Annotated in this window: 24 protein-coding genes and 1 pseudogene; 7 read left to right on the forward strand and 18 right to left on the reverse strand. The window is 69.8% G+C overall.

What is annotated here, in order from left to right:
• Positions 1-32 precede the first annotated feature (32 nt).
• The 4 genes from ABZ877_RS07130 to ABZ877_RS07145 all read right to left on the reverse strand — a co-directional run bounded on the left by ABZ877_RS07130 (position 33) and on the right by ABZ877_RS07145 (position 3251).
• Positions 33-401 carry a hypothetical protein gene (locus ABZ877_RS07130; RefSeq protein WP_361065702.1) on the reverse strand — a complete coding sequence of 123 codons (369 nt, stop codon included), beginning with the start codon at positions 399-401 and terminating at the stop codon, positions 33-35.
• A 90-nt stretch (positions 402-491) separates the two neighbouring features.
• Positions 492-1454 carry a hypothetical protein gene (locus ABZ877_RS07135; protein WP_361065704.1) on the reverse strand — a complete coding sequence of 321 codons (963 nt, stop codon included), beginning with the start codon at positions 1452-1454 and terminating at the stop codon, positions 492-494.
• 306 nt (positions 1455-1760) lie between these two features.
• Positions 1761-1985 carry a hypothetical protein gene (locus tag ABZ877_RS07140; RefSeq protein ID WP_361065707.1) on the reverse strand — a complete coding sequence of 75 codons (225 nt, stop codon included), beginning with the start codon at positions 1983-1985 and terminating at the stop codon, positions 1761-1763.
• Between the two features lie 141 nt (positions 1986-2126).
• A complete protein-coding gene (locus ABZ877_RS07145) occupies positions 2127-3251 on the reverse strand; it encodes an SMI1/KNR4 family protein (protein WP_361065710.1) in 1125 nt (374 codons plus the stop codon).
• A gap of 245 nt (positions 3252-3496) precedes the next feature.
• Between ABZ877_RS07145 and ABZ877_RS07150 the strand changes: the two genes are divergently transcribed.
• Positions 3497-4264, forward strand: a complete 768-nt coding sequence (locus tag ABZ877_RS07150; protein WP_361065713.1) for a phytanoyl-CoA dioxygenase family protein — start codon at positions 3497-3499, stop codon at positions 4262-4264.
• 17 nt (positions 4265-4281) lie between these two features.
• Here the strand turns inward: ABZ877_RS07150 and ABZ877_RS07155 are convergent, their stop codons facing one another.
• Both ABZ877_RS07155 and ABZ877_RS07160 read right to left on the reverse strand, forming a co-directional pair.
• On the reverse strand, positions 4282-5043 hold the full coding sequence (locus tag ABZ877_RS07155; RefSeq protein WP_361065716.1) for an SDR family oxidoreductase: 762 nt from the start codon (positions 5041-5043) through the stop codon (positions 4282-4284).
• Positions 5040-5306: a VOC family protein gene (locus ABZ877_RS07160; protein WP_361065720.1), complete on the reverse strand. Its 267-nt coding sequence runs from the start codon at positions 5304-5306 to the stop codon at positions 5040-5042. The genes ABZ877_RS07155 and ABZ877_RS07160 overlap by 4 nt, the downstream gene beginning before the upstream one ends.
• 137 nt (positions 5307-5443) lie before the next feature.
• Here ABZ877_RS07160 and ABZ877_RS07165 point away from each other — a divergent pair, with 137 nt between their 5' ends.
• The 3 genes from ABZ877_RS07165 to ABZ877_RS07175 all read left to right on the forward strand — a co-directional run bounded on the left by ABZ877_RS07165 (position 5444) and on the right by ABZ877_RS07175 (position 8624).
• Positions 5444-6154 (forward strand): GntR family transcriptional regulator, encoded by a 711-nt coding sequence (locus ABZ877_RS07165; protein ID WP_361065723.1) that lies wholly within the window; start codon positions 5444-5446, stop codon positions 6152-6154.
• Between the two features lie 147 nt (positions 6155-6301).
• Entirely contained in the window at positions 6302-7504 is a 1203-nt protein-coding gene (locus ABZ877_RS07170) for an FAD-dependent oxidoreductase (protein WP_361065726.1), read from the forward strand.
• A 220-nt stretch (positions 7505-7724) separates the two neighbouring features.
• Positions 7725-8624: an RNA polymerase sigma-70 factor gene (locus ABZ877_RS07175; protein ID WP_361065729.1), complete on the forward strand. Its 900-nt coding sequence runs from the start codon at positions 7725-7727 to the stop codon at positions 8622-8624.
• A 55-nt stretch (positions 8625-8679) separates the two neighbouring features.
• Here the strand turns inward: ABZ877_RS07175 and ABZ877_RS07180 are convergent, their stop codons facing one another.
• A complete protein-coding gene (locus tag ABZ877_RS07180) occupies positions 8680-9510 on the reverse strand; it encodes an oxidoreductase (RefSeq protein ID WP_361065732.1) in 831 nt (276 codons plus the stop codon).
• A 122-nt stretch (positions 9511-9632) separates the two neighbouring features.
• Here ABZ877_RS07180 and ABZ877_RS07185 point away from each other — a divergent pair, with 122 nt between their 5' ends.
• Positions 9633-10547: a LysR substrate-binding domain-containing protein gene (locus tag ABZ877_RS07185; protein WP_361065735.1), complete on the forward strand. Its 915-nt coding sequence runs from the start codon at positions 9633-9635 to the stop codon at positions 10545-10547.
• 39 nt (positions 10548-10586) lie between these two features.
• Here ABZ877_RS07185 and ABZ877_RS07190 read toward each other — a convergent pair whose 3' ends face one another.
• The 8 genes from ABZ877_RS07190 to ABZ877_RS07225 form a co-directional block, all read right to left on the reverse strand.
• Positions 10587-10931, reverse strand: coding sequence for a hypothetical protein (locus ABZ877_RS07190; protein ID WP_361065737.1), 345 nt, complete (start codon positions 10929-10931; stop codon positions 10587-10589).
• A gap of 673 nt (positions 10932-11604) precedes the next feature.
• Positions 11605-14643: a BTAD domain-containing putative transcriptional regulator gene (locus ABZ877_RS07195; RefSeq protein ID WP_361065740.1), complete on the reverse strand. Its 3039-nt coding sequence runs from the start codon at positions 14641-14643 to the stop codon at positions 11605-11607.
• A 332-nt stretch (positions 14644-14975) separates the two neighbouring features.
• Positions 14976-15677 (reverse strand): glutamine amidotransferase, encoded by a 702-nt coding sequence (locus tag ABZ877_RS07200; RefSeq protein WP_361065743.1) that lies wholly within the window; start codon positions 15675-15677, stop codon positions 14976-14978.
• 42 nt (positions 15678-15719) lie between these two features.
• Complete coding sequence (locus ABZ877_RS07205; RefSeq protein WP_361065746.1) at positions 15720-16721, reverse strand: PDR/VanB family oxidoreductase; 1002 nt, start codon at positions 16719-16721, stop codon at positions 15720-15722.
• A 108-nt stretch (positions 16722-16829) separates the two neighbouring features.
• Positions 16830-17837, reverse strand: a complete 1008-nt coding sequence (locus ABZ877_RS07210; RefSeq protein ID WP_361065749.1) for a diiron oxygenase — start codon at positions 17835-17837, stop codon at positions 16830-16832.
• Positions 17838-17929: 92 nt separating this feature from the next.
• The gene (locus tag ABZ877_RS07215; protein WP_361065752.1) at positions 17930-19156 is read right to left on the reverse strand and encodes a hypothetical protein; all 1227 of its coding nucleotides are present in this window, start codon (positions 19154-19156) and stop codon (positions 17930-17932) included.
• Positions 19157-19485: 329 nt separating this feature from the next.
• Positions 19486-19905: a hypothetical protein gene (locus tag ABZ877_RS07220; RefSeq protein ID WP_361065755.1), complete on the reverse strand. Its 420-nt coding sequence runs from the start codon at positions 19903-19905 to the stop codon at positions 19486-19488.
• Positions 19902-20453 (reverse strand): hypothetical protein, encoded by a 552-nt coding sequence (locus tag ABZ877_RS07225; RefSeq protein ID WP_361065757.1) that lies wholly within the window; start codon positions 20451-20453, stop codon positions 19902-19904. Before ABZ877_RS07225 ends, ABZ877_RS07220 begins: the two co-directional genes overlap by 4 nt.
• 204 nt (positions 20454-20657) lie before the next feature.
• Between ABZ877_RS07225 and ABZ877_RS07230 the strand changes: the two genes are divergently transcribed.
• Complete coding sequence (locus tag ABZ877_RS07230) at positions 20658-21296, forward strand: histidine phosphatase family protein (protein ID WP_361065760.1); 639 nt, start codon at positions 20658-20660, stop codon at positions 21294-21296.
• On the opposite strand, the gene ABZ877_RS07235 is transcribed toward ABZ877_RS07230, so the two are convergent.
• The 3 genes and pseudogenes from ABZ877_RS07235 to ABZ877_RS07245 all read right to left on the reverse strand — a co-directional run bounded on the left by ABZ877_RS07235 (position 21253) and on the right by ABZ877_RS07245 (position 22597).
• The gene (locus ABZ877_RS07235; protein ID WP_361065763.1) at positions 21253-21729 is read right to left on the reverse strand and encodes a hypothetical protein; all 477 of its coding nucleotides are present in this window, start codon (positions 21727-21729) and stop codon (positions 21253-21255) included. The two genes, ABZ877_RS07230 and ABZ877_RS07235, sit on opposite strands and share 44 nt — an antisense overlap.
• Positions 21730-21795: 66 nt before the next feature.
• A pseudogene (locus ABZ877_RS07240) lies at positions 21796-22017 on the reverse strand (chloramphenicol phosphotransferase); the annotation flags it as partial.
• 157 nt (positions 22018-22174) lie between these two features.
• Positions 22175-22597, reverse strand: coding sequence for a glycosyl hydrolase (locus tag ABZ877_RS07245; RefSeq protein WP_361065766.1), 423 nt, complete (start codon positions 22595-22597; stop codon positions 22175-22177).
• Between the two features lie 298 nt (positions 22598-22895).
• Here ABZ877_RS07245 and ABZ877_RS07250 point away from each other — a divergent pair, with 298 nt between their 5' ends.
• Positions 22896-23822 carry a helix-turn-helix domain-containing protein gene (locus ABZ877_RS07250; RefSeq protein ID WP_361065770.1) on the forward strand — a complete coding sequence of 309 codons (927 nt, stop codon included), beginning with the start codon at positions 22896-22898 and terminating at the stop codon, positions 23820-23822.
• Positions 23823-23860: the final 38 nt, after the last annotated feature.

A 23860-nucleotide genomic window follows, 5' to 3' on the forward strand; every position in this document is an offset into this window, starting at 1 on the left:
GCTTGCAGACTGGCCTGCTCACACCGAGGCATTCAGGCGCAGGAGCATGCGGGCAACCAGTGACGCGCGGCCGTCAGGGTCACTTCGATGTCATCGCTCCATGAACAGACTTCCAGCCATGACAGACGGCCGTCCTGGACGAAGACCAGGATCTCACCGGGGCATTCGCCCGCGTCGGTGAGCAGCTGCGCCTCCGCCGCCACGACTGTGCCGGGGCCGGTCGGCGCGGACGTTATGTCGCCGGTGCTGAGCTCGAAGTAGGCGGTGCCGCACCCACATGTGCAGTGTTCTCGCACGCGTAGGTGCGGAATCTGACTCCTGAGCGCGACATGGACCGGCGTGTCCCTGTTCAGGAGCGCCGCAAGCACGTCGGCTATGTCGGTAGGCAGGCCCTCGCTCACTTCGTCACCGTATCCGACCAGCGACGAGTGCCCCGCCGTGTCCGAGCCGACGAGGCGCGGAGGAGTGACGGCCCGCCCATAGTGCCGCGGTCACTGGAAGCTCAGTCGATGGGGATGGCCGATGTCGGTGGGGCAGGTGAAGATACGGAGCAGGCCGCGGCCCAGCTGGACTCCCGTAGGGGTCGAGGCGCCCGGGACCCCGATGAGGTGGCGGTCCTCGAGCGGGACCCAGGTGGTTGTGCCGTCCCATTCGCCGTCCTCGACGGTGAGCAGGGGCCGCATCGGCGTACCGCACGCGGCGCAGTCGACGCGGGCGGGGCCGGTGAGGTGCCAGGTGGCGTAGCCGCCGACCTTCCAGCCGGGCGCGATGGACAGATCGTGCTGGTAGGAGTGGATCTCCGGTGTGTCGGGGCGGGCGGCCGTCGCGGCGTCGAACGAGGCGCTGTCCGCGTGATTGCCCCACGGCGCCTCGTCCTCCAGCGCCGCTTCCTGCCGGGTCAGTTGCTCGTCCTCCCACGCGTCGATGGCTCGCCGCAGGGTCTGCGGGAGCAGGTCGGCGTACTCGTACTCGACGACCTGCTCCGGGTCCGGGACACACGCGTTGGGCACGCACCACGTACGGCCCACGATCAACGGTTCCGGCTGCACGTCGAGGACCTCGGTGACATCGTCCGTGTGGCGCCATCTGAGGACCACGTCGATCGTGCGGTCCGGTCCGTGCGCCTCGAAGGGGCACCACAGGACCTGCAGCAGGTCGGCGCCACCGGGCCCGGCCGGTAGGTCCGGTATGTCACGGGCGAAGAGTTGCGCCGCCAACAACGGAACGGGGTCGTCGTCCACGATGCCGGGCACCGCCCGCACCCGCCGCTCCAGCCGCCGCAGCGTCTCGCGTTCCGCGTCGTTCGGGCCGTGCTCGGGGTCGCGACGCCGGGCCGCGTCGAGGAGGCGGCGCCCCGCGCGCAGATCCGTCAGGCGGTACCCGCTGTGCTTGCGGTGCACGCTCGTGCACACCGGCCACGACTCGTCGGCGGGCCACCACAGGGGGCCGCCCACCGAACTCTGAGCAGGGCCCGGGTTGCCAAAACTCGGGTGCAGCCGGGTGGTGGTTCGCCGGAAGGCCTGCAGCCCTGGGAAGGGCCTCGACGTCGACGGGGCGTGGGGGGGTGGTACGGGGCACGGGGACCTTTCGGTTCGGGGGGGGGGCGGGGCGGGTGAGTCGCGGTCAGACCGGTTTGGCGACGGGCTGGGCAGGCAGGGCGAACGGAGGTACGTCGATGCCCTGCCAGAACGGCGTGTCGATCATGCCAGGGTGACGAGGGTGGCACCGATGCCGCGGTCGTGGCGTACGGGCGCAGGTTTTCAGCGCGTCCGGTAGTGGCCCATTTGGTGGCCGGGTACCAGCCGTCCGCCCGTGATATCGAGGTGGGGCAGGGTGGCATGGGCGGCGGGGCGAGCCCGAGGGTTGGTGAGGACCATGGGCGACCACAGCGTCGGGTCGCCGGCCCCGATGGAGTCACCGGACGTGAATCCGGCGTTGGCCACCGCCGCGTCGAGGCCGCCGACGTGCGCCAAGGTGCGGGTCACGGCCGACTCGGTGGCCTGCCAAGTCAGCCGCGTCCGAGACGAGTTCAGCAGACGGGCGGAGTGCCGATCTCGTCGACGACGTAAGACTTCAGCTTGCTCTCCTCGCGGCGGCCCAATGTCGGCCCCGCCCACGCGAACCGGTCAGTCCGAGGCGTCGCGGCCCTTGATGACAGCGCGAACGGCTCGGTCGCCGCGCGGGTCGGCCATCAGGCGGGCGAGGTCCCACCACCGCAGTAGCAACGCCGGGTAGTGCGGCGGGATCGCGTTCATCAAGTCCCGGTTGAACCGGGCGCGGACGCTCTCGTGGCGCAGGGCGCTGCGGATGTCGTCCAGGGACGGCGGGCGGTGGCGGATGGCGGGCGCCAGTGTCGCCTCGTACTCCGGCGCCAGTGTGCGGCCGGGGCTGACCAGGACGTTCCCACGCAGTGCGGCGGCGACTTGGTCCTCCAGCTCCTCCTGGGCCTGCACCGCGCGCCCCCACCACTGATCCAGGAAGGCCGCGACCGCCTCGGAGTCTGCCAGGTCGAGCGCGTCGCGCTGATCGTCGAACTCCGTACGGTCATCGACAGGCAGGGCCTCCCGAATCGCGCCGAGCGTCTTCGCGGGGTGGCGCGGCGGGGCCTGGCCGAGGTGGCGAACCCACTGGTCCCTGCGCTCCTCGTCGGAAGGCGGTCCCCATACCAGGGCGCCGCCCAGCATGCCGGGCTTCTCGGGGCCGGACCCTGTCACGGGGGCTTCGAGGCTGATCGCCATGAGTTCCAGGTAGGCGGGGAGCGACTTGTACTTCCGTACGCGCTCCGCGAACCTGGTCCACTGCCAGACCTCCCCGGTCTCGCCGTCCAAGTAGAGGCCGTAGGCGGTGTCCTCGGGGGTGCGGGAGCAGAAGGGTATCCATGACGGCTTCCATGACGCCGGGGCCTCCTCGCCCTCGATGCCGCCCACGTCGCCGGCCGCGCCCTCGCCGCTGCTCCGTAACCGCATCTGTCTCCGGTGCACCTCGATCACGGCGTCGAGCGGCATCAGGGCCCAGTTCCCCAGCATGAGCCCTGAGCCGTTGACACCGTTCTCACCGGCGGACAGCCGCCACAGTGCCTTCAACTCCTCGGGAACGCTCACGGCGAGGGCTTCTTCCAGGGCCGTGATGTCTCTGTCGTGGGCGCCGAGTCTGAGGGCCGCATACGACGGTGGGGTGTAGTCGGCCAGCCATTCCATGATCTGGCTCCATGCGTCGGTGACGCGTACGTCTGCTGGTGTGTCAGTGGTCATGCGCACCACGTTCGCATTGCGCCCCGGCCTGTCACGCGCCGGGGTTCATCCCACCTGGCGGACGAGGAGAACCGACTGCACCGCTTACCCTGCGGGGCGCCGCGTACCGGGAGTCAGACGGTCCAGCCTCCGGACGGCAACAACAGGCACGCTCAGCGGACGAGACGAGGATGACCGCCGCACCCGAGAAAAGCGGTGCGGCATGTGTCGGGTGTGCCGGACGGGCCGCGTCGCACGATGAAGCCATGGACGACAAGACCTTGACATCCCGCTTCCTCCGCGACGGCTTCGTCAAGCTGGAGGGGGCCGTCGCGCCCCGCGTGGCCGCGAGCTGCGCGCGGCTGCTGTGGCGGGAGACCGGCTGCGACCCTGACGACCCGGAGACGTGGACGCGGCCCGTGCACTGGGTCGGTGGGATGGCGCAGGGGCCGTTCGCCGCCGCGCCCAACTCCCCGGCTCTGCACCGGGCGTACGACCTGCTGGTGGGCGCCGGGCGCTGGGAGCCGCGCTACTCCCTCGGCACCTTTCCGCTGCGCTTCCCGCACGAGGAGGAGCCCGACGACGCGGGCTGGCACATCGAGGGCAGCTACGCGGTGGACGGCGAGGACTGGCCCTTCACCAATCTCCGCTCACGCGGCCGGGCGCTGCTGATGCTGTTCCTGTTCAGCGAGGTGGGGGAGGAGGACGCCCCTACCCGGATCCGGGTCGGCAGCCACCTGGACGTGCCGAAGGTCCTTGAACCGTACGGGGAGCAGGGCGCGAGCGTCCTGGACATCGCGCCGGACCTCGCGGCGGCATCCGCCCACCGGCCCGTCGCCCTCGCCACCGGGTCCCCGGGCGACGTCTTTCTGTGCCATCCGTTCCTGGTGCACGCGGCCCAGCCGCATCACGGGACACGACCCCGCTTCATGGCGCAGCCACCGTTGATGTCGGCCGCGCCGTACGAACTGGAGCGGACCGACGGCGCGTACTCTCCCGTGGAGACAGCGATCCGGCAGGGTCTGAACTTGTGATGGTCGGTGAGTGAGTGTCAGGTGCGCAGGTGAGACGCGCCGTTGAGGTCCACGACGGTTCCCGACGCCCATGTCGCGGCCGGGGACGCGAGGAAGTGCACGGTGGCGGCGATCTCCTCCGGGGTACCGACCCGCCCGAACGGACTCTCCGCGCGCAGGCGCTCGCCCTGCGGGCCCGACAGTTTCGCCGCCTGTCGTTCGGTGGCCACGAATCCCGGCGCGACGGAGGTGACGGTGATGCCGTGCGGGGCCAGCGCCACGGCAAGGGACTGGCCGAGGGCGTGCAGCGCCGCCTTGGTCGCCCCGTAGGCCGGGAAGTCGGGTTCGCCGCGGAAGGCGCCGCGCGAGCCGACGTTCACGATCGCGCCGCCGGCACCCCGGTCGACGAGGTGGCGGGCCGTGGCCCAGCACAGGTCGGCCGCCCCGAGGAGGTTGACGTCCACCATCCGCCGCCACACCTGCTGCCAGTGGTCCAGCGGAGTCTCGGCGATCGGATGCCGGGTCTCCGCCGTGGGCGCCACGGCCGCGTTGTTCACCAGTACGTCTACCGCGCCGAGTGCGGCCACCGCCTCGTTCACGGTCCGCTCGGCCGCGCCGGGCTCGCCGAGGTCGGCCTGGAGGAGAGTGTGCCCGTCGCCCGGCAGGAGGCGCAGGGTCTCCTCGGCGTCCGCACGACGACCGGCGTACTGCACGGCGACGCGGTCACCGCCCGTGGCGAAGGCCATCGCGACGGCCCGGCCGATGCCCCGCGAACCGCCGCTGACCAGTACGCCCCTCATCGGGCGAACACCATCGACTCGTCGCGGAAGGACTTGAACTCCCATGCGTTGCCCGCCGCATCGGGCCCCACCAACCTCGTACCGATCGGCCAGGATGCGGCCGCCACTACGTGGGTCACCAGTTGATGCCCTTCCAGGTTCCAGTCCACCCAGTGGTCGGTGCTGCGTCCCTCGGTCAGGCCGAGCACCTTCCCGTAGAAGTCGCGGGCGGCGGTGAGGTCGTTGACGGGGATGGCCAGATGGGCAGCGGGGCGATGAGGCACAGGGTCCCCTCCGATGGGCGCGGTGGACCGCAGCAGCGTGGACCGGTCGTTGTCCTAATGTCAACATTCGGACAATGCCATGGGCGCAGGCTGGCGGGCCTGACGTCGGTCATTGTCCGGATGCCAGCATTGCCCGCATGTCATCCGCACTGCCGAGGGCAGCCCGGCGCGGCCTCGCCGACGAAGCCGCCGACCTGATCCGCGCGGCCATATTCTCCGGCCACTTCCCGCCCGGCGCCGCACTCCGCGAGGTGGAGCTGGCCGAACGCCTCGGGGTCAGCCGCGGATCGGTCCGCGAAGGGCTCGCCCGGCTGACGCAGGAAGGACTGGTACGCGGCGGCTGGCACCGCGGCACCACCGTCATCGAGGTGACGGCCGAAGACGTGGAAGAGGTGTACGCGCTACGGGCCGCACTCGACCGGCTGGCCGCGACCACCGCGCGACGGGCCGCGCCCGAGGAGCACCTCGCTCAACTCGACCGGCTGGTGGCCGAGATGGCGACCGAGATCGCTGCGGGCGGTGAAGCCCACCGGCTGGTGGCGCTGGACATCGCCTTCCACGACCAGATCTACGCCGCCGCCGGCAACGGCAGACTGACCACCGCCTGGCGGACGATCCGTTCCCAACTGCACTTGTTCCACTTGCGACGCGTCGACGCGGCCTACGACCACTACCGCGCGCGTGTGATCGATGAGCACCGCGAACTCGCCGCTCTCCTGCGCTCGGGCGACATCCGGACACTGGCCCGCCGGGCCGAGGAGCATGTGGACTCGGCTCGACGCAGTCTGCTGGCCGGTTTGCCGCCCCGCATCGCGACGGAGAGCGCCGGGGCCTCCGATCGACGTTAAGCGTGTGCGGTGTGCGGTGTGTTGTTGGGGCGGCATCACGCGCCCCGGTCATGGAGGGGCGCAGGGTGACATGGGTCACAACGTGTCACACCAGTCGCACCAGTGGTGTCTTGAGCACGAACCGCTCGAAACGAGGGAGACACCATCATGGTTGAGAACACCGGCGTAGTGGTGATCGGCGGCGGATACGCCGGCGTCATGGCGGCCAACCGCCTGACGCAGCGCGACGACGTGACCGTGACGCTCATCAACCCGCGCCCCGTTTTCGTCCACCGGGTGCGCCTGCACCAGTTGGTGGGCGGCACCGACACCGCTGTCGTCGACTACCAGGAGGTCCTGTCGGCGGGGGTGCGGCTGGTGGTCGACAGCGTGACCCGGATCGACGCGGCCGGGCGCCATGTCGAGCTGGGCAGCGGGGCCACGGTCGGCTACGACTACCTGGTCTACGCGGTGGGCAGCGGCAGCGCCGACCCGCACGTGCCCGGAGCGGCCGAGTTCGCCTACCCGATCGCCGGGTTGGAGGAGGCGCAGCGGCTGCTGCCGGTTCTGCACGCCGCGTCCGCGTCGGTCGCGATCACGGTCGTCGGCGCCGGTCCTACGGGCATCGAGACCGCCGCCGAGCTGGCGGAGCAGGGCCGCAACGTGACCCTGGTCTGCGGCGGGGTGCTCGGTCCCTACCTGCACCGGCGCGGGCGGCGTTCCGTGGCCGACCGGCTGGCGGCGCTCGGGGTGAAGGTCCTGGAGGGCTCGGCCGCGAGGGTGACGGAGGTGACGCGTGACGCGGTGCGGCTCGCTGACGGCCGGGAGCTGCCCAGCGCGGTGACCATCTGGACCGCGGGCTTCGGCGTGCCGGACCTGGCCGCGCGCAGCGGGCTGCGGACGGATGCCCTGGGCCGGCTGCTCACGGACGAGACGTTGACGAGTGTGGACGACGACCGCATCGTGGCGGCCGGGGACTCGGCGGCGCCGTCGGGTCTGCCGCTGCGGATGAGCTGCCAGACGGCGATGCCGCTGGGCGCGCGGGCCGCAGACACGGTGCTCAGCCGACTGGCCGGGCAGCGGCCCGAGCCCCTCAACCAGTCGTTCGGGGCTCAGTGTGTCAGCCTGGGCCGCGGCACCGGCGTCTTCCAGTTCGGCAACAGGTCCGATGTCGCGGTGTGGTTCCACATCGGCGGTCGTCTCGGCGCGAAGATGAAGGAAGGCGTGTGCAAGGGCATCGTGAAGCACTTGGCCGAGGAGGCGCACAAGCCCGGCGGATACCGCCTGCACCGCATGAAGGGAGGCGCCGGACGCCGCGAGGCGCTGGCGGCGATGCGGGCCGAGGCACCGGTCGTCGAGCGGGTTTCCTAGGTCCTGGGAAGCCGGAAGGCGTGGGGGAGAGGATCCAGCCATGAGCGAGAAGTCCAGCTTGAGCGTGAAGTCCAGCTTAAGCGAGGAGTCCAGCTTGAGTGCGGAGTCCAGCTTGAGTGCCGAGTCCACCTTGGGTGAGGTTGCAAGCTCGAGTGAGGACCCGAGCTCAATAGAGGTTCCAAGCATGGGTGACGATCCGAGCTCAATAGAGGTTCCGCGCATGGGTGACGACGACGCCGTCGACCGGGCGACCGAGACCTTCGTCGCCCACCGCAACCTGCTCTTCACCGTGGCGTACGAGATGCTCGGCGCGGCGGCCGACGCCGAGGACGTCCTTCAGGAGACCTGGCTGCGGTGGGTCGAGGTCGATCTCGACCAAGTGCGCGACCAGCGCGCGTACTTGGTCCGGATCACGACCAGGCAGGCGCTCAACCGGCTGCGCACCATGGCACGGCGCAAGGAGTCGTACGTGGGCCCATGGCTGCCCGAGCCGCTGCTGACCACGCCGGACGTCGCCCAGGACGTCGAACTCGCCGAGAGCGTGTCGATGGCGGTGATGCTGGTCCTGGAGACGTTGTCGCCGACCGAGCGGGCCGTCTTCGTCCTGCGCGAGGTCTTCGACGTCGACTACGACGAGATCGCGGCGGCCGTCGACAAGACGCCCGCCGCCGTCCGCCAGATCGCGCACCGCGCCCGTCGGCACGTGGACGCCCGGCGTCCGCGCTCGGCGGTCTCCCCGCGCCGGACGCGGACGGTGGTGGAGTCGTTCTTGCGGGCGTTGGAGGGCGGGGACCTGCAGGGACTGCTCGACGTACTGGCGCCCGATGTCGTCTACATGGGCGACGGAGGCGGCGTGAAGCATGCCGCGCTGCGTCCGATCGTCGGCGCCGACAAGGTGGCCCGCCTCCTGACGGGCGGCCTCGGCAAGAACAGGACCCCGGTCGCGTTCGGTCATACCGTCGTGAACGGAAGCCCGGCCCTGACGATCCACCTCGACGGGGAGCTGGAGGGCGTCGTCGCGGCTCACGTGCAGGAGGACCGGATCGCCGGGCTCTACGTCGTCCGCAACCCGGCGAAGCTGTCACGCATCGGATCCGAGACGCCGCTGACCCTGCGTTGAGCCATGCACAGCAGGGTGAAGGCGATCGGCGGCGGGTGCGGAAGCGGCCGGGGTGTCAGTCGTCGAAATCGGTGGAGCGGATGAGCTTCTCCCAGGAGGCGAGTTCGGTACGGGAGCGGTCTAGGTGGTCGGTGATCGCGTCGGCGGCGTCATTGCCGAGCGGCAGCCGGAGCGGCGGTTCCTCCGCGTCCAGAGCGGTGAGGATCGCCGCGGCGGCCTTGGCCGGGTCCCCGGGCTCCTGGCCACCGCCTTCCGGGAGCCCGGACAGGACGGGGCCGACGGTGTCCTGGTAGGTGTCCGGGGCCGTGGAGCGCAGGTCGGCGGCGCCGGCGAAGCCCGTACGGAAGGCTCCGGGCTCGACGATCAGTACCCGGATGCCGTGCGGCGCGACCTCGGCGGCCAGGGCCTCGGAGAGCCCTTCCAGAGCGAACTTCGTGGCGCAGTAGGCACCGACCCCGGCGAACGCGAACCGTCCGCCCATACTGGTGAGTTGGACGATCGCGCCCGAACTCCGGCGGCGCATGTGCGGCAGCGCGGCCCGGGTGAGCGCGGCCGGGCCGAAGAAGTGCAGATCCATCAGGTCCCGCAGCTCCTCGTCGGAGCTGTCCTCGACCGCCCCGACCATGCCCCGCCCGGCGTTGTTGACCAGGACGTCGATCCGGCCGTGCCGGGCTGCCACGCCGTCCACGACGGCCTGGGCGGCCGAGACGTCGGTGACGTCCAAGGACAGTGTCTCGACCTGGTCCGGGTGCGCGGCGACCAGATCGTCGAGCGGCGCCGTGCGGCGGGCGGCGGCGACCACGACGTCACCTGCGGCGACCGCCGCCTCGGTGATCGCCCGGCCGAACCCGCTGCTCGCCCCGGTGACCAGCCATACCTTGTTCATGTTCGTCTCCTCGCGCTCCGGGTGACTTGCGGCCCTTCGGCGGCCGTCCGTCGGTGTCCCGTTGGTGTGAACCACCCTGCTGCACAAGCCAGTTGCCGGTCCAAGACCCGCTGTGATAGCCGATGGTTATGGATGTTCACGGACGGGATCTCCGGTACTTCGCCGCAGTGGCCGAGGAACTGCACTTCACACGCGCGGCCGAACGGCTCTACGTCTCGCAGCCCGCGCTGAGCAAGCAGATACGGATGCTGGAGAAGCAGATCGGGGCCGCGCTGTTCGAGCGCGACCGGCGCGATGTGCGGCTGAGCGCGGTCGGCGCGGCGCTGCTGCCGCATGCCCGGAACATCCTCGCCGAATGGGAGTCGGCGCAGGAGACGATCGCCCGGGCCGTGGCCGACGAGGCGGCCGTCCTCGTGGTCGGGATGAGCACCAGCCCGGGACGCGGGGGACTGCTGCCCGCGATCCGGTCCCGCTTCACCGCCATACGTCCCGAGACACGTATCACCCTGCGCCACATCACCTGGCACGACACGACCGCCGGACTCGCCGAGGGCACCTGCGACGCGGCCTTCGTCTGGCTCCCGCTGCCGGACCCGGACCGCTACCGGTGGAGGGTGGTCGCCGAGGAGCCCCGCCTGGTCGCCATGCCCGACGGCCACCGCCTCGCCGACCGGGACACCATCGACTTCGCCGACCTTCTGGACGAACCGTTCCTCGCCCTGCCCGACCATGCCGGCCCCCTGCGCGACTACTGGCTCGCCACCGACGCCCGCGACGGGAGGCCCGCGCGCATCGGCGCGGAGGTGGCGAGCACCGAGGAAACCTACGAAGCGCTGGTCGCGAACTTGGGGGTGGTCCTCCTGGCCGCCGGGAACGCCCCGCTGATCACCCTCGGCGGAGTCGTCACCCGCCCGGTACGCGGCATCTCACCCAGCCGGTTCGCGCTGGCCTGGCGCGCGGACGACAACCGCGCGATCCTGCGGGATTACGTACGGGCATGTGAACTGGCGACCGGGACGGCGCCGCAGCAGGTGTGACGGCGTTAAGGGAGTGGCGGCATGGCCGCCTTTCCTTCCTCATCCGTGCGGGACATCAGCTCCATAAAGCTCCCCGTCGTCCCCCTGTACCCGCGCGTTCAACGCGGCTGCGACCTGCTGCATTTTGCCGATCAAGACCTCGCTGGGGTTCTTGGCGCGTATCTCGCCGGAGTCCCAGCGCAGAGCAGTGCCCATTCGCCCCTCGGGCGGATGCGTGACCATGTCGGCGATCCACTGCGGCGGTCCGCTCCAGTCCGGTGACGGTGGAACCATTGCGAGGTCCGGGTCCGTCTCCACCAGGGCCACCCATTCCGCCGCGGTGATCTCTGGTCCTGCCTCGTCGTACCAGTCGTCGCGGCGGGTGATGTGGAGGTCGTAGCCCATGCGCCGAAACGGTAGTCGACGTCACTGACAAGCCGTACGCGGGTGCTCGACAGGGTTCGATGGATCGATGGGTGCCAGGGACACCGCGGTCGGCACCGCCATGCTGCTGGCCGGTACCGTCTCCGCGCGACGCACCGCGACCGCGTGCCGGGTCGCGTCCGACCTCGCCGACGCCGCACTCTCCGGTACCTTCCTGCCGGAACCGGCCGCGCGGCGGGAAGGCCCCTGCGGTCGCCGGAGGATGGGGTGTGCTCTGCGCGCCGGCGGCCGTGGCGACGGACAAGGCGGGGGAGTAGCAGCGGCGCTCTGCCGACCGCCCTCGACGGGTTCACCCCCTCGGCCGTGACGAACGACCGCTGCCGCATGCGACTCCCGGTCACTCACTACGCCCCCCGCACCTAGTGAAGTCCTCGCGCGTACATGCCTGTCACACCATCACCATCACCCCCACAGCCGACCAGGCATGCTTAGGCGCACCATGGGGACACCCCACACCTCAGCACTCACTCGTGAATCGCCAAGTCCCCCGGCCTCTCACCCACAGGCAACCACCAATCCGGGTGGTTTACCTCTCCCCCCATTTCGCGACCGACCACCCCGGGCACACCACAGAAAGACGCGGGACCGGGAGACCCCCACGCCCCCGGCCCCGCGGCTCACCCGTACCTGCGGCTCACCCGTACCCGCCTGTTCCCATGGCGTGATGCGCGGCCCGGTCTCCCGTGCTCGGCGTGGGTGCCGGCTCCAGGGCCAGCGCGACGACCTCGTCCGGGGTGAGGCAGGCGCCCGTGCGCAAGGCTTCCTCGCAGGCTTCATGGCCGAGGGCCTGGCGCGCCAGCCGTTCCCCCTCCTCGTGCGGGTCCCGCCAGAGTGTGGAGCCGAACCACGGCAGCCCGATCGTGTTCCACTCCTCCTCGGCAGCGCCGAGCAGCACCGCCGCCCGCCGGCTCGGGCCCTCGGCGGCGGCGATCCAGCCGAGGAGGTCCACGGCCATGGCGATGCCGAGGCTGTCGCGGAAGTCCCGTTTCAGGCGCAGGCTTTCGCGGGCGTGGCGGGTCGCCGCGCCGCGGTCGCCCCTGGCCCACTCGGCGAAGGCCTGCACGTAGAGGACGTAGGCGAGGGTCCAGGTCTCGTCGTGGACGTCGCAGATGGCCCGCGCCCGGCTGCAGAGGCGGACCGCGCGGTCCGGTGTGCCGAGGGCGACGCCGGCCATGGCGAGCTGGACCTGCGCCATGATGACCACGCTGTTCAGCTCGCCGAGCGCGACATAGCGCCGCAGGGCGTCCTCCAGGAGGTCCCGTGCGCGCTGCGGGTCGTCGCCGAGCAGGGCGGCGGCACCCGCCATGTGTGTGCCGTAGGCCAGGGCGGCGTCGTCGCCGAGCGTCCTGGCCAGTCGGCAGCACTCCTGGGACCTGGCGGTGCTGCCGGGCATGTCGCCGCGCAGATAGGCGATCCGGGCCAGCACCCACAGGGCTTTGGCGCGCTCGCGGGAGGGTTCGCGGTCCAGGGCCAGCGCCCGGCCGAGCCAGTGCTGCGCCTCCTCGACGTGGCCGCAGCCGACCCAGAAGAAGTACAGCGCGGCCGCCAGGCGGAGACCGGCCCGGGCCTCTCCCGGCGTGGTCAGGCAGAAGGTGAGGGCCTCGCGCAGGTTGGCGTGTTCCAGGCGCATGCGGGCGGCCCAGTCCGCCTGCTTGGGGCCGAACCACTCCGCCTCACCCTGTTCGGCCAGGGCCAGGTACCAGTCCCGGTGACGACGGCGGAGCGCCGTCCGCAGGCCGCTGTCCGAGAGCCGCTGCCGCCCGTACTCGCGGAGCGTCTCGAGGAGCCGGAAGCGGACGCCGCCCGGGGATTCCTCGCGGATGAGCACCGACTTGTCGACCAGACCGTCGACGAGGTCGAGGACCTCCTCGGCGGGCAGGTCGTCCAGGGCGCAGACGGCCTCGGCCGTTTCGAGGTCGAAGGTGTCGGTGAAGGTCGACAGGCGGGCCCACAGTAACCGCTCCTGCTCCGTGCACAGATGGAAGCTCCAGTCCACCGTCGCCTGGAGCGTCTGGTGGCGCGGCAGCGCGGTGGGCCGCGCCGTCGAGAGCACCCGGAAGCGGTCGTCGAGGCGCGCGAGGAGCTGTGCGGGCGACAGGGCGCGCAGGCGTCCGGCCGCCAGTTCGATGGCCAGCGGGATACCGTCGAGCCGCCGACAGATCCTGACCACGATCTCCTGGTTCTCGGGGGAGAGGGAGAACCCGCAGGGCACCGCGGCGCGCGCCCGGTGGGTGAACAGAGTGACGGCCGACCCGTCCTCCTCGGACGCGGGCGCGCGCCCCGCGCCCGGTGCGCGCGGGCGTGCGGCATCCGGCGGCACCCCCAGCGGCCGCACCGCGAAGATGCGCTCGCCGTCGATGGCCAGCGGTTGCCTGCTGGTGGCGATGACCCGCAGGCCCTCCGCCGCGCGCAGCAGATGGTCGACGAGCGGTGAGCACGTGCTGAGCAGGTGCTCGCAGTTGTCGAGCACCAGCAGGACTCGCCGGTTCCGCAGGTGCCTGATCAGGGCGGACAGGGGTGTCCGGCCGGACTGGTCCTGGATGCCGAGCGCTGTGGCGACGGTGTGCGCGATGAGCCCGGGGTCGGAGAGGCCCGCGAGCTCCACCAGCCACACGCCGTCGGGGAAGCCCGGCCGCAGGTCTTGTGCGGCGCGCAGCGCGAGCCTGGTCTTGCCCACGCCGCCGGCCCCGGTGAGCGTCACCAGGCGCGTGGCGGGCACCAGTTCACGGATCTCGGACAGTTCCCGCTGCCGGTCGACGAAGCTGGTCAGTTCGGCGGGCAGGTTGTCCGCTGTGGACGGGCCCGTGGTGGCGGCGACGCCGACGGAGGGGCCGTCGTCGTCGTTCCGCACCGGTTGGGCCGCCTCCGTGCGGGCTGGGGCCGGTGGGCTCAGGGCGGCGTCGGCGGTGAGGATCTGCTCGTGCACCCGGCGCAGTTCCGCACCGGGTTCGATGCCGAGTTCGTCGGCCAGCAGGCGGCGCGCCTCCTGGTACACCTGGAGGGCCGCCGCCTGCCGTCCCGAGCGGTGCAGGGCGCGCATGAGCAGGCCGTACGGCCGCTCGCGCAAGGGGTGGGCGTCGATCAGGCGGCGCAGTTCGGCGACGGGGCCAGTGTCGGCGCCGAGCGCCAGGTCGGCCTCGATGCGCTCCTCGACGACGCCGAGGCGGTCCTCCTCCAGACGGTCGCGCTCCGCGCTCAGCAGGGGTCCGGCGAGCCCTTCGCACAGCCTGCCCCGCCACAGCCGCAGGGCGGCGTGCAGGGCCTCGGCGGCCGCGGGCAGGTCCCCTGCGATCCGCGCCGACCGGCCCTCGTCCACCTGCGCGGTGAACGTGTCCAGGTCGAGTCCGCCGGGCGCCACCCTCAGCAGATAGCCCGCCTCGGTCCAGGTCAGCGTCTGTGACGGTGTACGGGCCTTGCGCTCGGGTTCGAGGACGCGGCGCAGGCCCGCGGCATGACGCTGCAACAGGTTCACCGCCCGCCCGGGGGCCGCTTCACCCCAGATCGCGTCGATGAGTCTCTCCCGTGACACCGGCCGGTTGGCGGACAGCAGCAGCACGGCGAGCATGACCCGCTGTTGCACCGGCCCGGCGTCCAGTTCCAGGCCGTCCCGCCGGACCCGCAACGGGCCGAGCACCTCGAATCGCAGCATGGCGGACGTCATGGGGTCGCCCATCACCGCCTCCCCCGTGAAGCAGTTGCCCCCAACCTAACCGGCGCGCCGCACGCCGGTTACCGGCTGGAGGACGGGCGCACGCACCGCTGTGTCCGCTGCGGGCGCCCGTTCTGCCCCACTGCCCCGCACGGCGGAACCACCGCCTCACCCGGCGCGGCCGCCGTACGGGGCAGGGAGGTCCTCCGGCAAGAGGTGGGCGTAGGGCTTTTGGACCAGGCGTGGCCGGTAAGCGGTGGGTGCCGCGCCGCGTACGGGGTGCGTAGGCGGTGTCGTCTTCCGTAACATGCCCATGCCGTCCGCGAACTCGTGCGACCCACGGGCCCCTGCTTCCTCTACAGGCCCACGCCGTCGAGCCAGCGGCCGAAGAACCTCCGGCCCTGACTCTCGAGGAGGCCCGCGTAGCGGCGGGTGTCCTCCCGGATGCCGCTGGCGGACACCCCGGGCGCGTGCGCTATCTCGTGGGCATGCCCGATCAGCCAGGACTCGATGGCCGCGCCTCGGACCTCCGCGTGGAACTGCACCCCCAGGGCGTTCCGCCCGAGGGCGAACGCCTGGTTCGCGCACTGCGGCGTGGAGGCGAGGTGCACGGCCTCCGTCGGCAGGTCGAAGGTGTCACCGTGCCAGTGCAGTACGGGCGCGGTCAGCTCGGCGAGGGGCGAATCGGCCCCTGCTGCGGTCAGGTCGACGCCCTGCCAGCCGATCTCCTGCGCCGCGGCCGGGTAGACCTTGGCGCCGACCGCCGCAGCGATCAGTTGCGCACCCAGGCAGACGCCCAGCAATGGTTCCTCGCGGGACAGCCGGGCCCTGACCACCTCGATCTCCTCCGTGAGGAAGGGGTACGCGGTGGTCTCACCCGCCCCGACGGGACCGCCGAGGACGACGAGCAGCTCGGGAGAGCGCCGTTCGACCTCTTCCCTGAGCCGGTCGCGTCCGGCCTCCACGTAAGTCACCCGGATGTCCCGCTCCTTGAGCACCTCCTCGAAGAAGCCCAGGTCCTCGAAGGCGACGTGCCGGACGGCCAGCGCCTCTGTCATCTCGATCAGCCTCGCTCATGTCAGGTGGTAGGGGTCGGTCGCTCAGAGGTCGAGGACGAGCCGGCGGCCACGGGTGCGCGAGACGCAGATCATCATGGACTCCCCGGCGGCCCTCTGCTCCTCGGTGAGCACGGAGTCGCGGTGCTCGGGGGCCCCCTTGATGACGCTCGTCTCACACGTACCGCACACACCCTCACGACAGGCGGCGAACGTCAGCACACCCGCCCGGTCGGCCACGTCGAGGATCGACTCGTCCGGTGCGACCGCCAGCGTCAGGCCGGAGCGCCGGCATTCCACCTCGAAGGCGGTGCCACCGTCGTCGTCGGCGGGTGTCGGCCGGGCCCCGAAGCGCTCCGTGCGCAGCGCGCCGGACGGCCATCCGGCGCAGCGTTCCTCGACGGCGCCGAGCAGGGCCTCGGGCCCGCAGCAGTACACCAGGCAGTCCTGGCGCGGGGTGTCGAGGAGCTCGGCGAGCGGAAGCAGACCGCTCTCCTCCTGGGGATGGACCCGTACCCGGTCCCCGTAGGCCTCCAACTCCTCCAGGAAGGCCATCGACGCGCGGGACCGCCCGCCGTACACCAACTGCCAGTCCCGGCCCTCGGCCTCGGCGGCGGCCACCATCGGCATAATCGGTGTGATGCCTATGCCGCCCGCGATGAAGAGGTAGCGGGCCGAGGGCTCGAGCGGAAAGTGGTTGCGCGGGCCCCTGACCCGCACGCCCTTGCCGGTGTGGAGCGCCTGGTGGACATGGCGCGAGCCGCCTCGGCCGTTCGGTTCGAGCAGGACGGCGACGCGCCAGGTGTACCGGTCCGCCGGGTCGCCGCACAACGAGTACTGCCGTACCAGATCCAGCTCGGGCAGCATCAGATCGATATGGGCCCCCGGAGACCACTCGGGCAGCTCCCGGCCCAAAGGGTCGACCAGGGTGAGGGTGACCACTCCGTCGGCTCCCTCGGTCCGTCCGCTCACGCGCAGGACGGTGGTGGTTTCTTGACGGGGCCCGGGCGCCCCGCGCAGCGTCGGTGCCGCGATGTCGACTGACATGACGTGCTCAGCTCCTGCACTTCCTTCGTACGGATGTCGTACGGGTATGGGGTTACGGGAGCGGCGGGGCGGGCGCGGTGACGCGCCCGGCCCACCACTCGGGTGCTCTCAGGCGGTGATCAGACCCTGCCTGGCGAAGCTGTCGCGGGCCGCGGCGGAGTCGAGCAGGCCGATCTCCTCGGCCAGCGTGACGATCTCCGAGTAGTCCAGGGAGGTCAGGTCGGCGGCGCCCAGGGACCGGCACTCACGGATCATCTCCTCGGCCTTCGGGAAGCCGATCTGCCGCAGCATGGACAGCCAGATGTCCAGCTCGCGGTCGGCGAACCACACGACGGGTTCGGCCAGCACATCGGCGAACGCGGCGCGCTGCTCCACCGTCAGGTCATGGGAGAAGAGCTGCGCCATGGACCGGAACAGGGGACTGTGCACCATCTCGTCGTGCCGGTGGGCCGCCACCGTCATGCGGTTGAAGGGCTGGATCTCCTCGCTCTCGCTGAGCAGGTGCAGATAGTCGCTGATGAAGATCTCCGAGACCACCGCCGTGGCGAACTGGACCATCTGGCCGTGCCAGGGGTCCGTGCCCGTCCGCTGGCGCTCGCGCATGTGCCGGACCAGGTTGAACTGCGGGATGTGCAGGTTCTCCAGGCCGCGCCGGCTGCGCGTCAGGCGGCTCGCCTGCTCCACGAGGTGTACGTGGTAGGCCTCGTCGACCATGGTCTCGCAGACGGCCTTCTGCGCATCGGCCGTACGCAGCCCCGGCATCGCCCCCGCGATGATGTCGAGACAGGACGGATTGACGATCTCCGTCTCGATCTGCGTGGTCTTGGCGTTGTACATCAGCCAGCCGCAGCTCAGGACGCGGGACTTCATCTCGGGTGAACTGGACTGGTACTGCGGCAGGTCCTTGAAGGGCAGGAGCCCTTCGAGGAAGTCCTCTTTGCCCGGCGCACCCTGCTCACCCGGCCGGCCCGCCTCGAAGAAGGGATCGAGCTCGTCCTTCTTCACGTAGGCGCGCCTCGGCCAGTTGGCGGCGAGCCGGCTCAGCATGATCCTGGTGTGCGACAGGTCGTCGTTCTGATCGGCCCGGAGTGCCGGGCCTCCCATGTCCGTGCTCAAGGGGTCAACTCCGATGTGGTTGCGGCTCTGATCGTGCGTTTCGGTCACCGGTTCCGTCGGTGACCGGGTCTGTCGGTGACCGGGTCTGTCGGTCAGCGGTTCCTTCCGGTCGCGAACTCCCCGTGGAACATGCTCAGTCCGTCGTCGGCGTCGTAGACCTTCGCCACCTGATCGGTTGAGGTGTCGATCCGGATGAGGTGATCGCTGACGAAGCTGGAGACGAGCACCGACTCCTCGTTGAACATGGCCGTGGCCGTGTGGGCGTTGCGGAAGTCGGCGGGCAGTTCACGGCCGGGGCGCAGTCGCTTGATGAAGCTCGGGCGGTCACGGTCGTAGAGGTTCCAGATCGAGATGTAGCCGTCGCGCCCGTAGTCGGCGGGGTTGTCCGTCCGGCCGCCCCACGAGTCCTCCTCCGCCACGTACAACTTGCCCTTGGCGATGGTCAGGTCCGACGGCGACCTGTACATGCCCGCGCCACCCGGCTTGGTGGTGGGGCCGATGACGCGTACGGCGGTGTCGAGCTCCGTGTCGATCAGCCAGACGCTCGGTCCGACGACCGTGGCCCCCAGGGGCGTCCTCGACGTGGGCCCGATCTGCATGGCCCCGATGTAGGCGTAGCGGTTGTCCAGCCATGAGGCGTAGTGCGCGAACGCCCCGTACTCGGTCTCCGTCCCCAGGGTGATGGTGTGGGTCGCCTCGACCTTGCCGGTGTGGCGGTCGGGACGGTAGACGCGCACCTCACCGATGTCGTAGTCGTAGCCGACACCGAGCCCGACGGTGCCCTCGGCGTTGAAGTTGACGCCATGGGTCTGCCGGGTCAGTTCGCGCTGGGAGTACAGGACGCGCTGCTCGAGGGTGCCGTCCGACTTGATCCTGAATCCGCGCACGCGGTCGTCCGTGTAGTGCGTGACGTACGTGAACTTCGAGCGCGGCAGGAAGGTCGGGCCGTGCGTCTGCGTGTAGAAGGGCCTCGTCCACGGCATGATCGGCTGGTTCGGCGATGTCTGCCTGAGGTTCGGCATGTCGGACGGCGTGCCGGAGACGTCCAGCGGAACGATCTGCCGGAGCTCCACGTCGGCGGTTCCGGCGTCCCAGTTCACGTCGTTCAGGTGCAGTGTGACGATGGAGGCGTTGAAGGGCGGGATGGCGTCGGTCGCTATGTAGACGGTGACCTCGTCGGAGGCGATCCACGTGTGCTGGGGAGTCGCCGGCAACCAGCCGTCGATGTCCGCGAGTGGCACCCTGACCAACTTGTCCTGCTCGGAATGGACCAGGACGAGATCCTTGGACAACATGTTCACTCCGGTGAGGATGTGCATTCCTGTTCTCTCCTCGTTTCTCTCGGTTTCCCCGGGGCGCTCTTGCTTCCCTCGCACGTCTCTCGGTCACGCGATGACCGAACCGCGCGGCCGGGCATGCGTCCGCGTCCGCTGACGGGACGTGGGATTCATCGTGCAGGCCCGCGTTGCAGGACTCGTTGCACCACCCATTGCAGGGCCGTTGCAGGCGCGCTCGGGGCGAATCAACCGCACCTCGGTGCCACGGACGGCACCACTACAGGGGCAGCCCCTGCCGGAGAGAATTCGGCAGGGGCTGCTGTCAGGCGTCGACCGGGGTGGCGCGGTATCCGGGTCACGAGATCACCGGATCACTTGCACTCCGACAGGTATCGGTCGAAGGCGTGCTTCTTCGCTTTGCGTTCTACGTTTCCGGAGTAGTCGTCAGCGTTGAGTACGCCGACGGCGAGCCGGGTGTCGTCCTCGACTCTCTTCGTATTCGCGCAGGCCGCCACCACGATCCACTCGGTGCGGTACGTGTCATCCGAGAGGCTGTGCTTGGACTCCGCTCCCGTGACCGGTTTCGACAGATCGTACGAAACCATGGAAGCCTCCGACGGCAATGCGCCTTCCACCTGGGCAACGGATCGGCCGACAAGTGAGGCGACGGGCGTCGTCCGCACCTCGTCCTCCGCCCCGCAACCCGCCAGAAGCACTGCTGTTACCGCTGCGCCGACCACAGCGCTGACACGGACATAGGGAAACGAGTAATGACGATGGCGGCGACTCATATGACCGTGCAACTCACCTTCGCGGGTGAGGGGTCGAAGGCGTACTTCCACCCGCTCGTGTCGGTCTTGTAGTCGATGGGCGTGGTGATGTGCTTCTCGATCTTGTACTTGTACCGCGTACCGATCGGGTAGGCGACGAGCGAGTGCCCCTTGCCGACCTTCGCGCTGCATGTCACCGACACGGACTGCGTCTTGGCCTTGCTGATGCTCAGGCTCGATGCGACGCCGTTGTACGTCATACCGAAACCCGCGTCGATCGTGCGTGTCGCCGACGCCGTCTTGTTGATCATGCAGGTCATGCCCGCGGTCTGCGCCGTGCAGCGGGCGATCTCGTTCTTGGTGTTCGTGTAGTTCTTCTTCGACGTCTTCTGGACGAGCTTGCTGTAGTGGCCGACAGCCGCTCGGGTCGATATCTGCCCACTCGGCTTATGGAGGTCAGCGGCAGACGAAGACTCACCACTGTCCGCATGAGCAGCGGTCGTTCCCAGAACGGTGGGCAAAAACACCACCGCGACGCCGAGCGCTCGCAGATTGATTGCATGTGACATAACAGTCCCCCTTGATGACCGGCGGCCATGGTCAGTAGCCGCAACAGGCAAGATCGTACTGGTCAGAGGGGGTGACGATCGAATTTGCCAACCTGTGGCGAGTGTGCCTGCTCGCTGGCTTCGTGTCCGCCGTAGTGATCGCTTCCGGCTAGGGTGGCGGGCCGTGTTCGAGGACACCGTCCCGTCAACGAAGGGCAGGCTCTTGTGCGCACTCTCTACGTCGTTACGCACCCGGAAGCAACGCATCACGTCGAAGGAGTCGTAGGCGGATGGCACGACTCGCACCTGACACCTGCCGGAGTTCGTGCGGCGGCCTCCATCGCCGAGGCGCTTCGAGCTCAGATCCCGGACGGCATCGAGGTCGAACTGTTCTCCTCGGATCTGCAACGCACACGTCAAACCGCCGAAGCGGTAGCCGCACGGTTCGACGTGAAGCCCGTTCTTGATCGGCGACTGCGGGAGAAGTCCTACGGCGAGGCAGGCGGGAGGCCGCAGGAGTGGCTGGACCGGCGCTTCGTTCCGCCTCCGGCCGTGGGGGAGCGGATGGACCATGACGAGGGCGTAGAAGGCGCCGAGACGAAGGCTCAGTGGGTGCAACGCATCTACGCGTCCATGGACGACATCTTGCGACGGTCCTGTGAACACCAGATCATCGTGACGCACGGTGGCTCGCTGACCTTCGTCCTGGCGTCTTGGATCAAGATGCCGATCGAGTCGGCCGGCTACGTCAGCTTCCGGGCCCCCTCCGGCAGCATCACCACGCTGCGCGAGGACGACTTCTTCCACAATCGCCAAGTCGTCAGCCTCGGTGACACTCGCCATCTCGATCTGCCACCGGAGTGAGCGCGGAAAGGCGGAGGTCACCGGCCCAACTGTCGCAACGTACTCGGCCGGAGGCGAAGTCGATCTCGACAGCGATGCGACCGGCTTCGCGCTCGAACTCTTCCCTCACCGCCAGAACGACTTCCCCGAGGTGGGCAGCGAACGGCGTCCGGTCACCGACCGGAGCCACCTCGACGCGCCCCCAGCCGCCCATGTCGTACCCCGTGTGCGGGCCTGCAGACTCTACGATCAGGCACCAGTCCGAGCCGGTGGTGATGTGCAACGGACTGCCTTCGCTGCAGAGCAGCCAGACGTCCAAGGGACTCTCGGCCTCGCCATCATCCTCGCTCGAATGCCACGCGGCGATGACTTCCTCAAGCCGACGTCCGACCAGGACCTCAGGACGTGCGCCGACTCCGTGCAACGGGCACTGATCCACCTTCTCGGACTCCACCAGCCAACCGTATCGCCAGCCAACCGAGGTCACCCCATGACCCGGCGAGCGAACCACCTGGGCGCTTCAAGAGGCACCTCGCAGGTATCGAGCACGGAGGCGAGTGAAGGCAGTGCGCGTCGGCCAGTCCAGCAGCCGCTTCTTGATCGCTTCAGCGCACTCACGTGGGTCCGCTGCGCTGGTGTCGCACTCGATGTCGTAGTCACCATGTGCATGGACCAGCTCGAACTGCAGCGCCGCGAGCCCCGAGGGGCGGTCGCCGCGCACCGATTTCCTGCGAGCCAGTTCCTGACTTCCCCGAACTGGTCGTGCCGTTGAGGAAGATGATCCGACCAGGTGTCGTCATGCGGACATGATCACACGGTGTTCCCGCGCCACGTCTCTCGGAGGCAGCCCCTGAGGGACCGACTCCGAGAGGGGCGCAACCCGTACGCCGGCCCGCTTCCTAGTACCAACCGGTGCAGGTGATGGCCGTGTTGTCGCCGGAGTCGCCGCAGGCCCGCATCAAGGAGCCGTTGCGGTCCGGCCACGCCTCGGTGTGGACGCTGGTTCCGGCGTCGACCCGCCGGATGCCCAACTGCGGTTCCCAAGTGCGGCCGCCATCGTGACTGCGGTCGACCCAGACGTGCATGCCGACGGCTCCGTTGGTGACTCGGCCCCAGGCGCAGGTGTTGTTGCCGGAACCGTGGTACCGCAGCTCGAAGAGTTGCCCCCTGGCCCCGGTCGCGGAGCGAGCGGTTCCCAGTACGGGGTCGGTGTTGCAGCCTTCGGCGGCACTGGCAGTGGTTACGGCTCCGGACATGGCCAGCAGCCCCGTGGTCATGGCCAGCGCCGAGACAGCGGACGCGACCTTCTTCTTGATGCGCATGTGTTCTGTTCCCCCTTGGAGTTCCGGGACTCCCGTAGTCGGTTCCGGCCCGTGTGAGCCGTCCTGAAGGCGGGTTGGTTGCGGAGCGGAACAGGTCAGGAACCGCTCTGCTTGAGCGCCGCACGTTCGCTGTCCGGCTTCCCGATGCCGTTCATGGTGCGGCGCTCGCTGACGACTCTAGGAGCGGCCCGCCGTGCACGAGCACCACTACGCGCACCATGACTCTCCAGTTCGTGCACGGCGGGCCCACAGTGCGGCAGTACGGTTGTTGTGCAAGCAGTGAGCTGGGGGGCTTCGTATGACAGACTGCAAGAATTCCCGGTTGACGGGGACCGAGTCCTTCGAGGCAGTTGCTTCCGACTTGTTCGCGCCGTTACGGGTGACCGACGGCGGCCCGCAGGTGTTCAAGGCTGTGGTCGACCACACGGTCGTCGGGCCCGTGGTCGTCGCTCGGATCCAGGCCACTGCCGCGACGGTGACGCGGGACAACCGCTGCATTACTTCCAGCGACGTGGAGTGGATGCACTTCAATCTGCATCACCACGGCTCGCTCACGGCCATACAGGACGGCCGCACCACGACGGTGAGGCCCGGCGAACTGTTCGCCTGTGACAACACCCGGCCGTACCGGCTCGTCGGTGCCGACTCCAGTGACATGACCGTCCTTTGTGTTCCTCGGGCGACTCTGGGCAGGCATGCCGATTCCATCGGCCGGCGCACGGCGCTTCCCATCTGCGCCGGGGGAGGGGTGGGCCGACTCCTCGGCCACGCACTGTCCGCAATCGGGGAAGACTGTCCACGTCAGGGGGTGGCACGTACGTATCTGGCCGACGCGCTCACCGCGCTCCTCCTCGCGGCCTTCGCCGACACCACTCCCGAGCGGGCTTCCGTAGCCAGCGACCTCGTCGACCGCATCCGCGCCTACGTCCTGGCCCACCTCGACGACTTCCGCCTCTGCGCGGAACGGGTGGCGCAGCAGCACCACATCTCCGTACGCCACCTGCACGCGCTCTTCAAGGGAAGCGACCTCACCTTCGCCGCCTGGGTCCGCCGCGAACGCCTGCTGCGGATCCGCCGGGACCTCCTCGACCCCGCCTCTGCGGACATCTCCACAGCCGCTATCGCCGCGCGGTGGGGCGTGCACGACACCAAACACCTGGCCAGAGCCATGAAGCGCGAGTTCGGCCAGACCGTCAGCGATCTGCGCCATGGGCAGGAGGGTTGACCGGGAGGCGTCGCCGCTCTCGGCCGTGGAGGCGCGGC

The organism is Streptomyces sp. NPDC046939 (assembly GCF_040644575.1).
Taxonomy (GTDB): domain Bacteria; phylum Actinomycetota; class Actinomycetes; order Streptomycetales; family Streptomycetaceae; genus Streptomyces.

What these genes read in the sequence shown, in the direction of transcription:
- ABZ877_RS07245 (WP_361065766.1), bottom strand. Translation starts at nt 22,597, where the DNA reads ATGCGCATCAAGAAGAAGGTCGCGTCCGCTGTCTCGGCGCTGGCCATG.
- ABZ877_RS07145 (WP_361065710.1), bottom strand. Translation starts at nt 3,251, where the DNA reads ATGACCACTGACACACCAGCAGACGTACGCGTCACCGACGCATGGAGC.
- ABZ877_RS07185 (WP_361065735.1), top strand. Translation starts at nt 9,633, where the DNA reads ATGGTTATGGATGTTCACGGACGGGATCTCCGGTACTTCGCCGCAGTG.
- ABZ877_RS07200 (WP_361065743.1), bottom strand. Translation starts at nt 15,677, where the DNA reads ATGACAGAGGCGCTGGCCGTCCGGCACGTCGCCTTCGAGGACCTGGGC.
- ABZ877_RS07165 (WP_361065723.1), top strand. Translation starts at nt 5,444, where the DNA reads ATGTCATCCGCACTGCCGAGGGCAGCCCGGCGCGGCCTCGCCGACGAA.
- ABZ877_RS07225 (WP_361065757.1), bottom strand. Translation starts at nt 20,453, where the DNA reads ATGTCACATGCAATCAATCTGCGAGCGCTCGGCGTCGCGGTGGTGTTT.
- ABZ877_RS07175 (WP_361065729.1), top strand. Translation starts at nt 7,725, where the DNA reads ATGGGTGACGACGACGCCGTCGACCGGGCGACCGAGACCTTCGTCGCC.
- ABZ877_RS07155 (WP_361065716.1), bottom strand. Translation starts at nt 5,043, where the DNA reads ATGAGGGGCGTACTGGTCAGCGGCGGTTCGCGGGGCATCGGCCGGGCC.
- ABZ877_RS07205 (WP_361065746.1), bottom strand. Translation starts at nt 16,721, where the DNA reads ATGTCAGTCGACATCGCGGCACCGACGCTGCGCGGGGCGCCCGGGCCC.
- ABZ877_RS07250 (WP_361065770.1), top strand. Translation starts at nt 22,896, where the DNA reads ATGACAGACTGCAAGAATTCCCGGTTGACGGGGACCGAGTCCTTCGAG.
- ABZ877_RS07150 (WP_361065713.1), top strand. Translation starts at nt 3,497, where the DNA reads ATGGACGACAAGACCTTGACATCCCGCTTCCTCCGCGACGGCTTCGTC.
- ABZ877_RS07190 (WP_361065737.1), bottom strand. Translation starts at nt 10,931, where the DNA reads ATGGGCTACGACCTCCACATCACCCGCCGCGACGACTGGTACGACGAG.
- ABZ877_RS07180 (WP_361065732.1), bottom strand. Translation starts at nt 9,510, where the DNA reads ATGAACAAGGTATGGCTGGTCACCGGGGCGAGCAGCGGGTTCGGCCGG.
- ABZ877_RS07195 (WP_361065740.1), bottom strand. Translation starts at nt 14,643, where the DNA reads ATGGGCGACCCCATGACGTCCGCCATGCTGCGATTCGAGGTGCTCGGC.
- ABZ877_RS07170 (WP_361065726.1), top strand. Translation starts at nt 6,302, where the DNA reads ATGGTTGAGAACACCGGCGTAGTGGTGATCGGCGGCGGATACGCCGGC.
- ABZ877_RS07215 (WP_361065752.1), bottom strand. Translation starts at nt 19,156, where the DNA reads ATGCACATCCTCACCGGAGTGAACATGTTGTCCAAGGATCTCGTCCTG.
- ABZ877_RS07220 (WP_361065755.1), bottom strand. Translation starts at nt 19,905, where the DNA reads ATGAGTCGCCGCCATCGTCATTACTCGTTTCCCTATGTCCGTGTCAGC.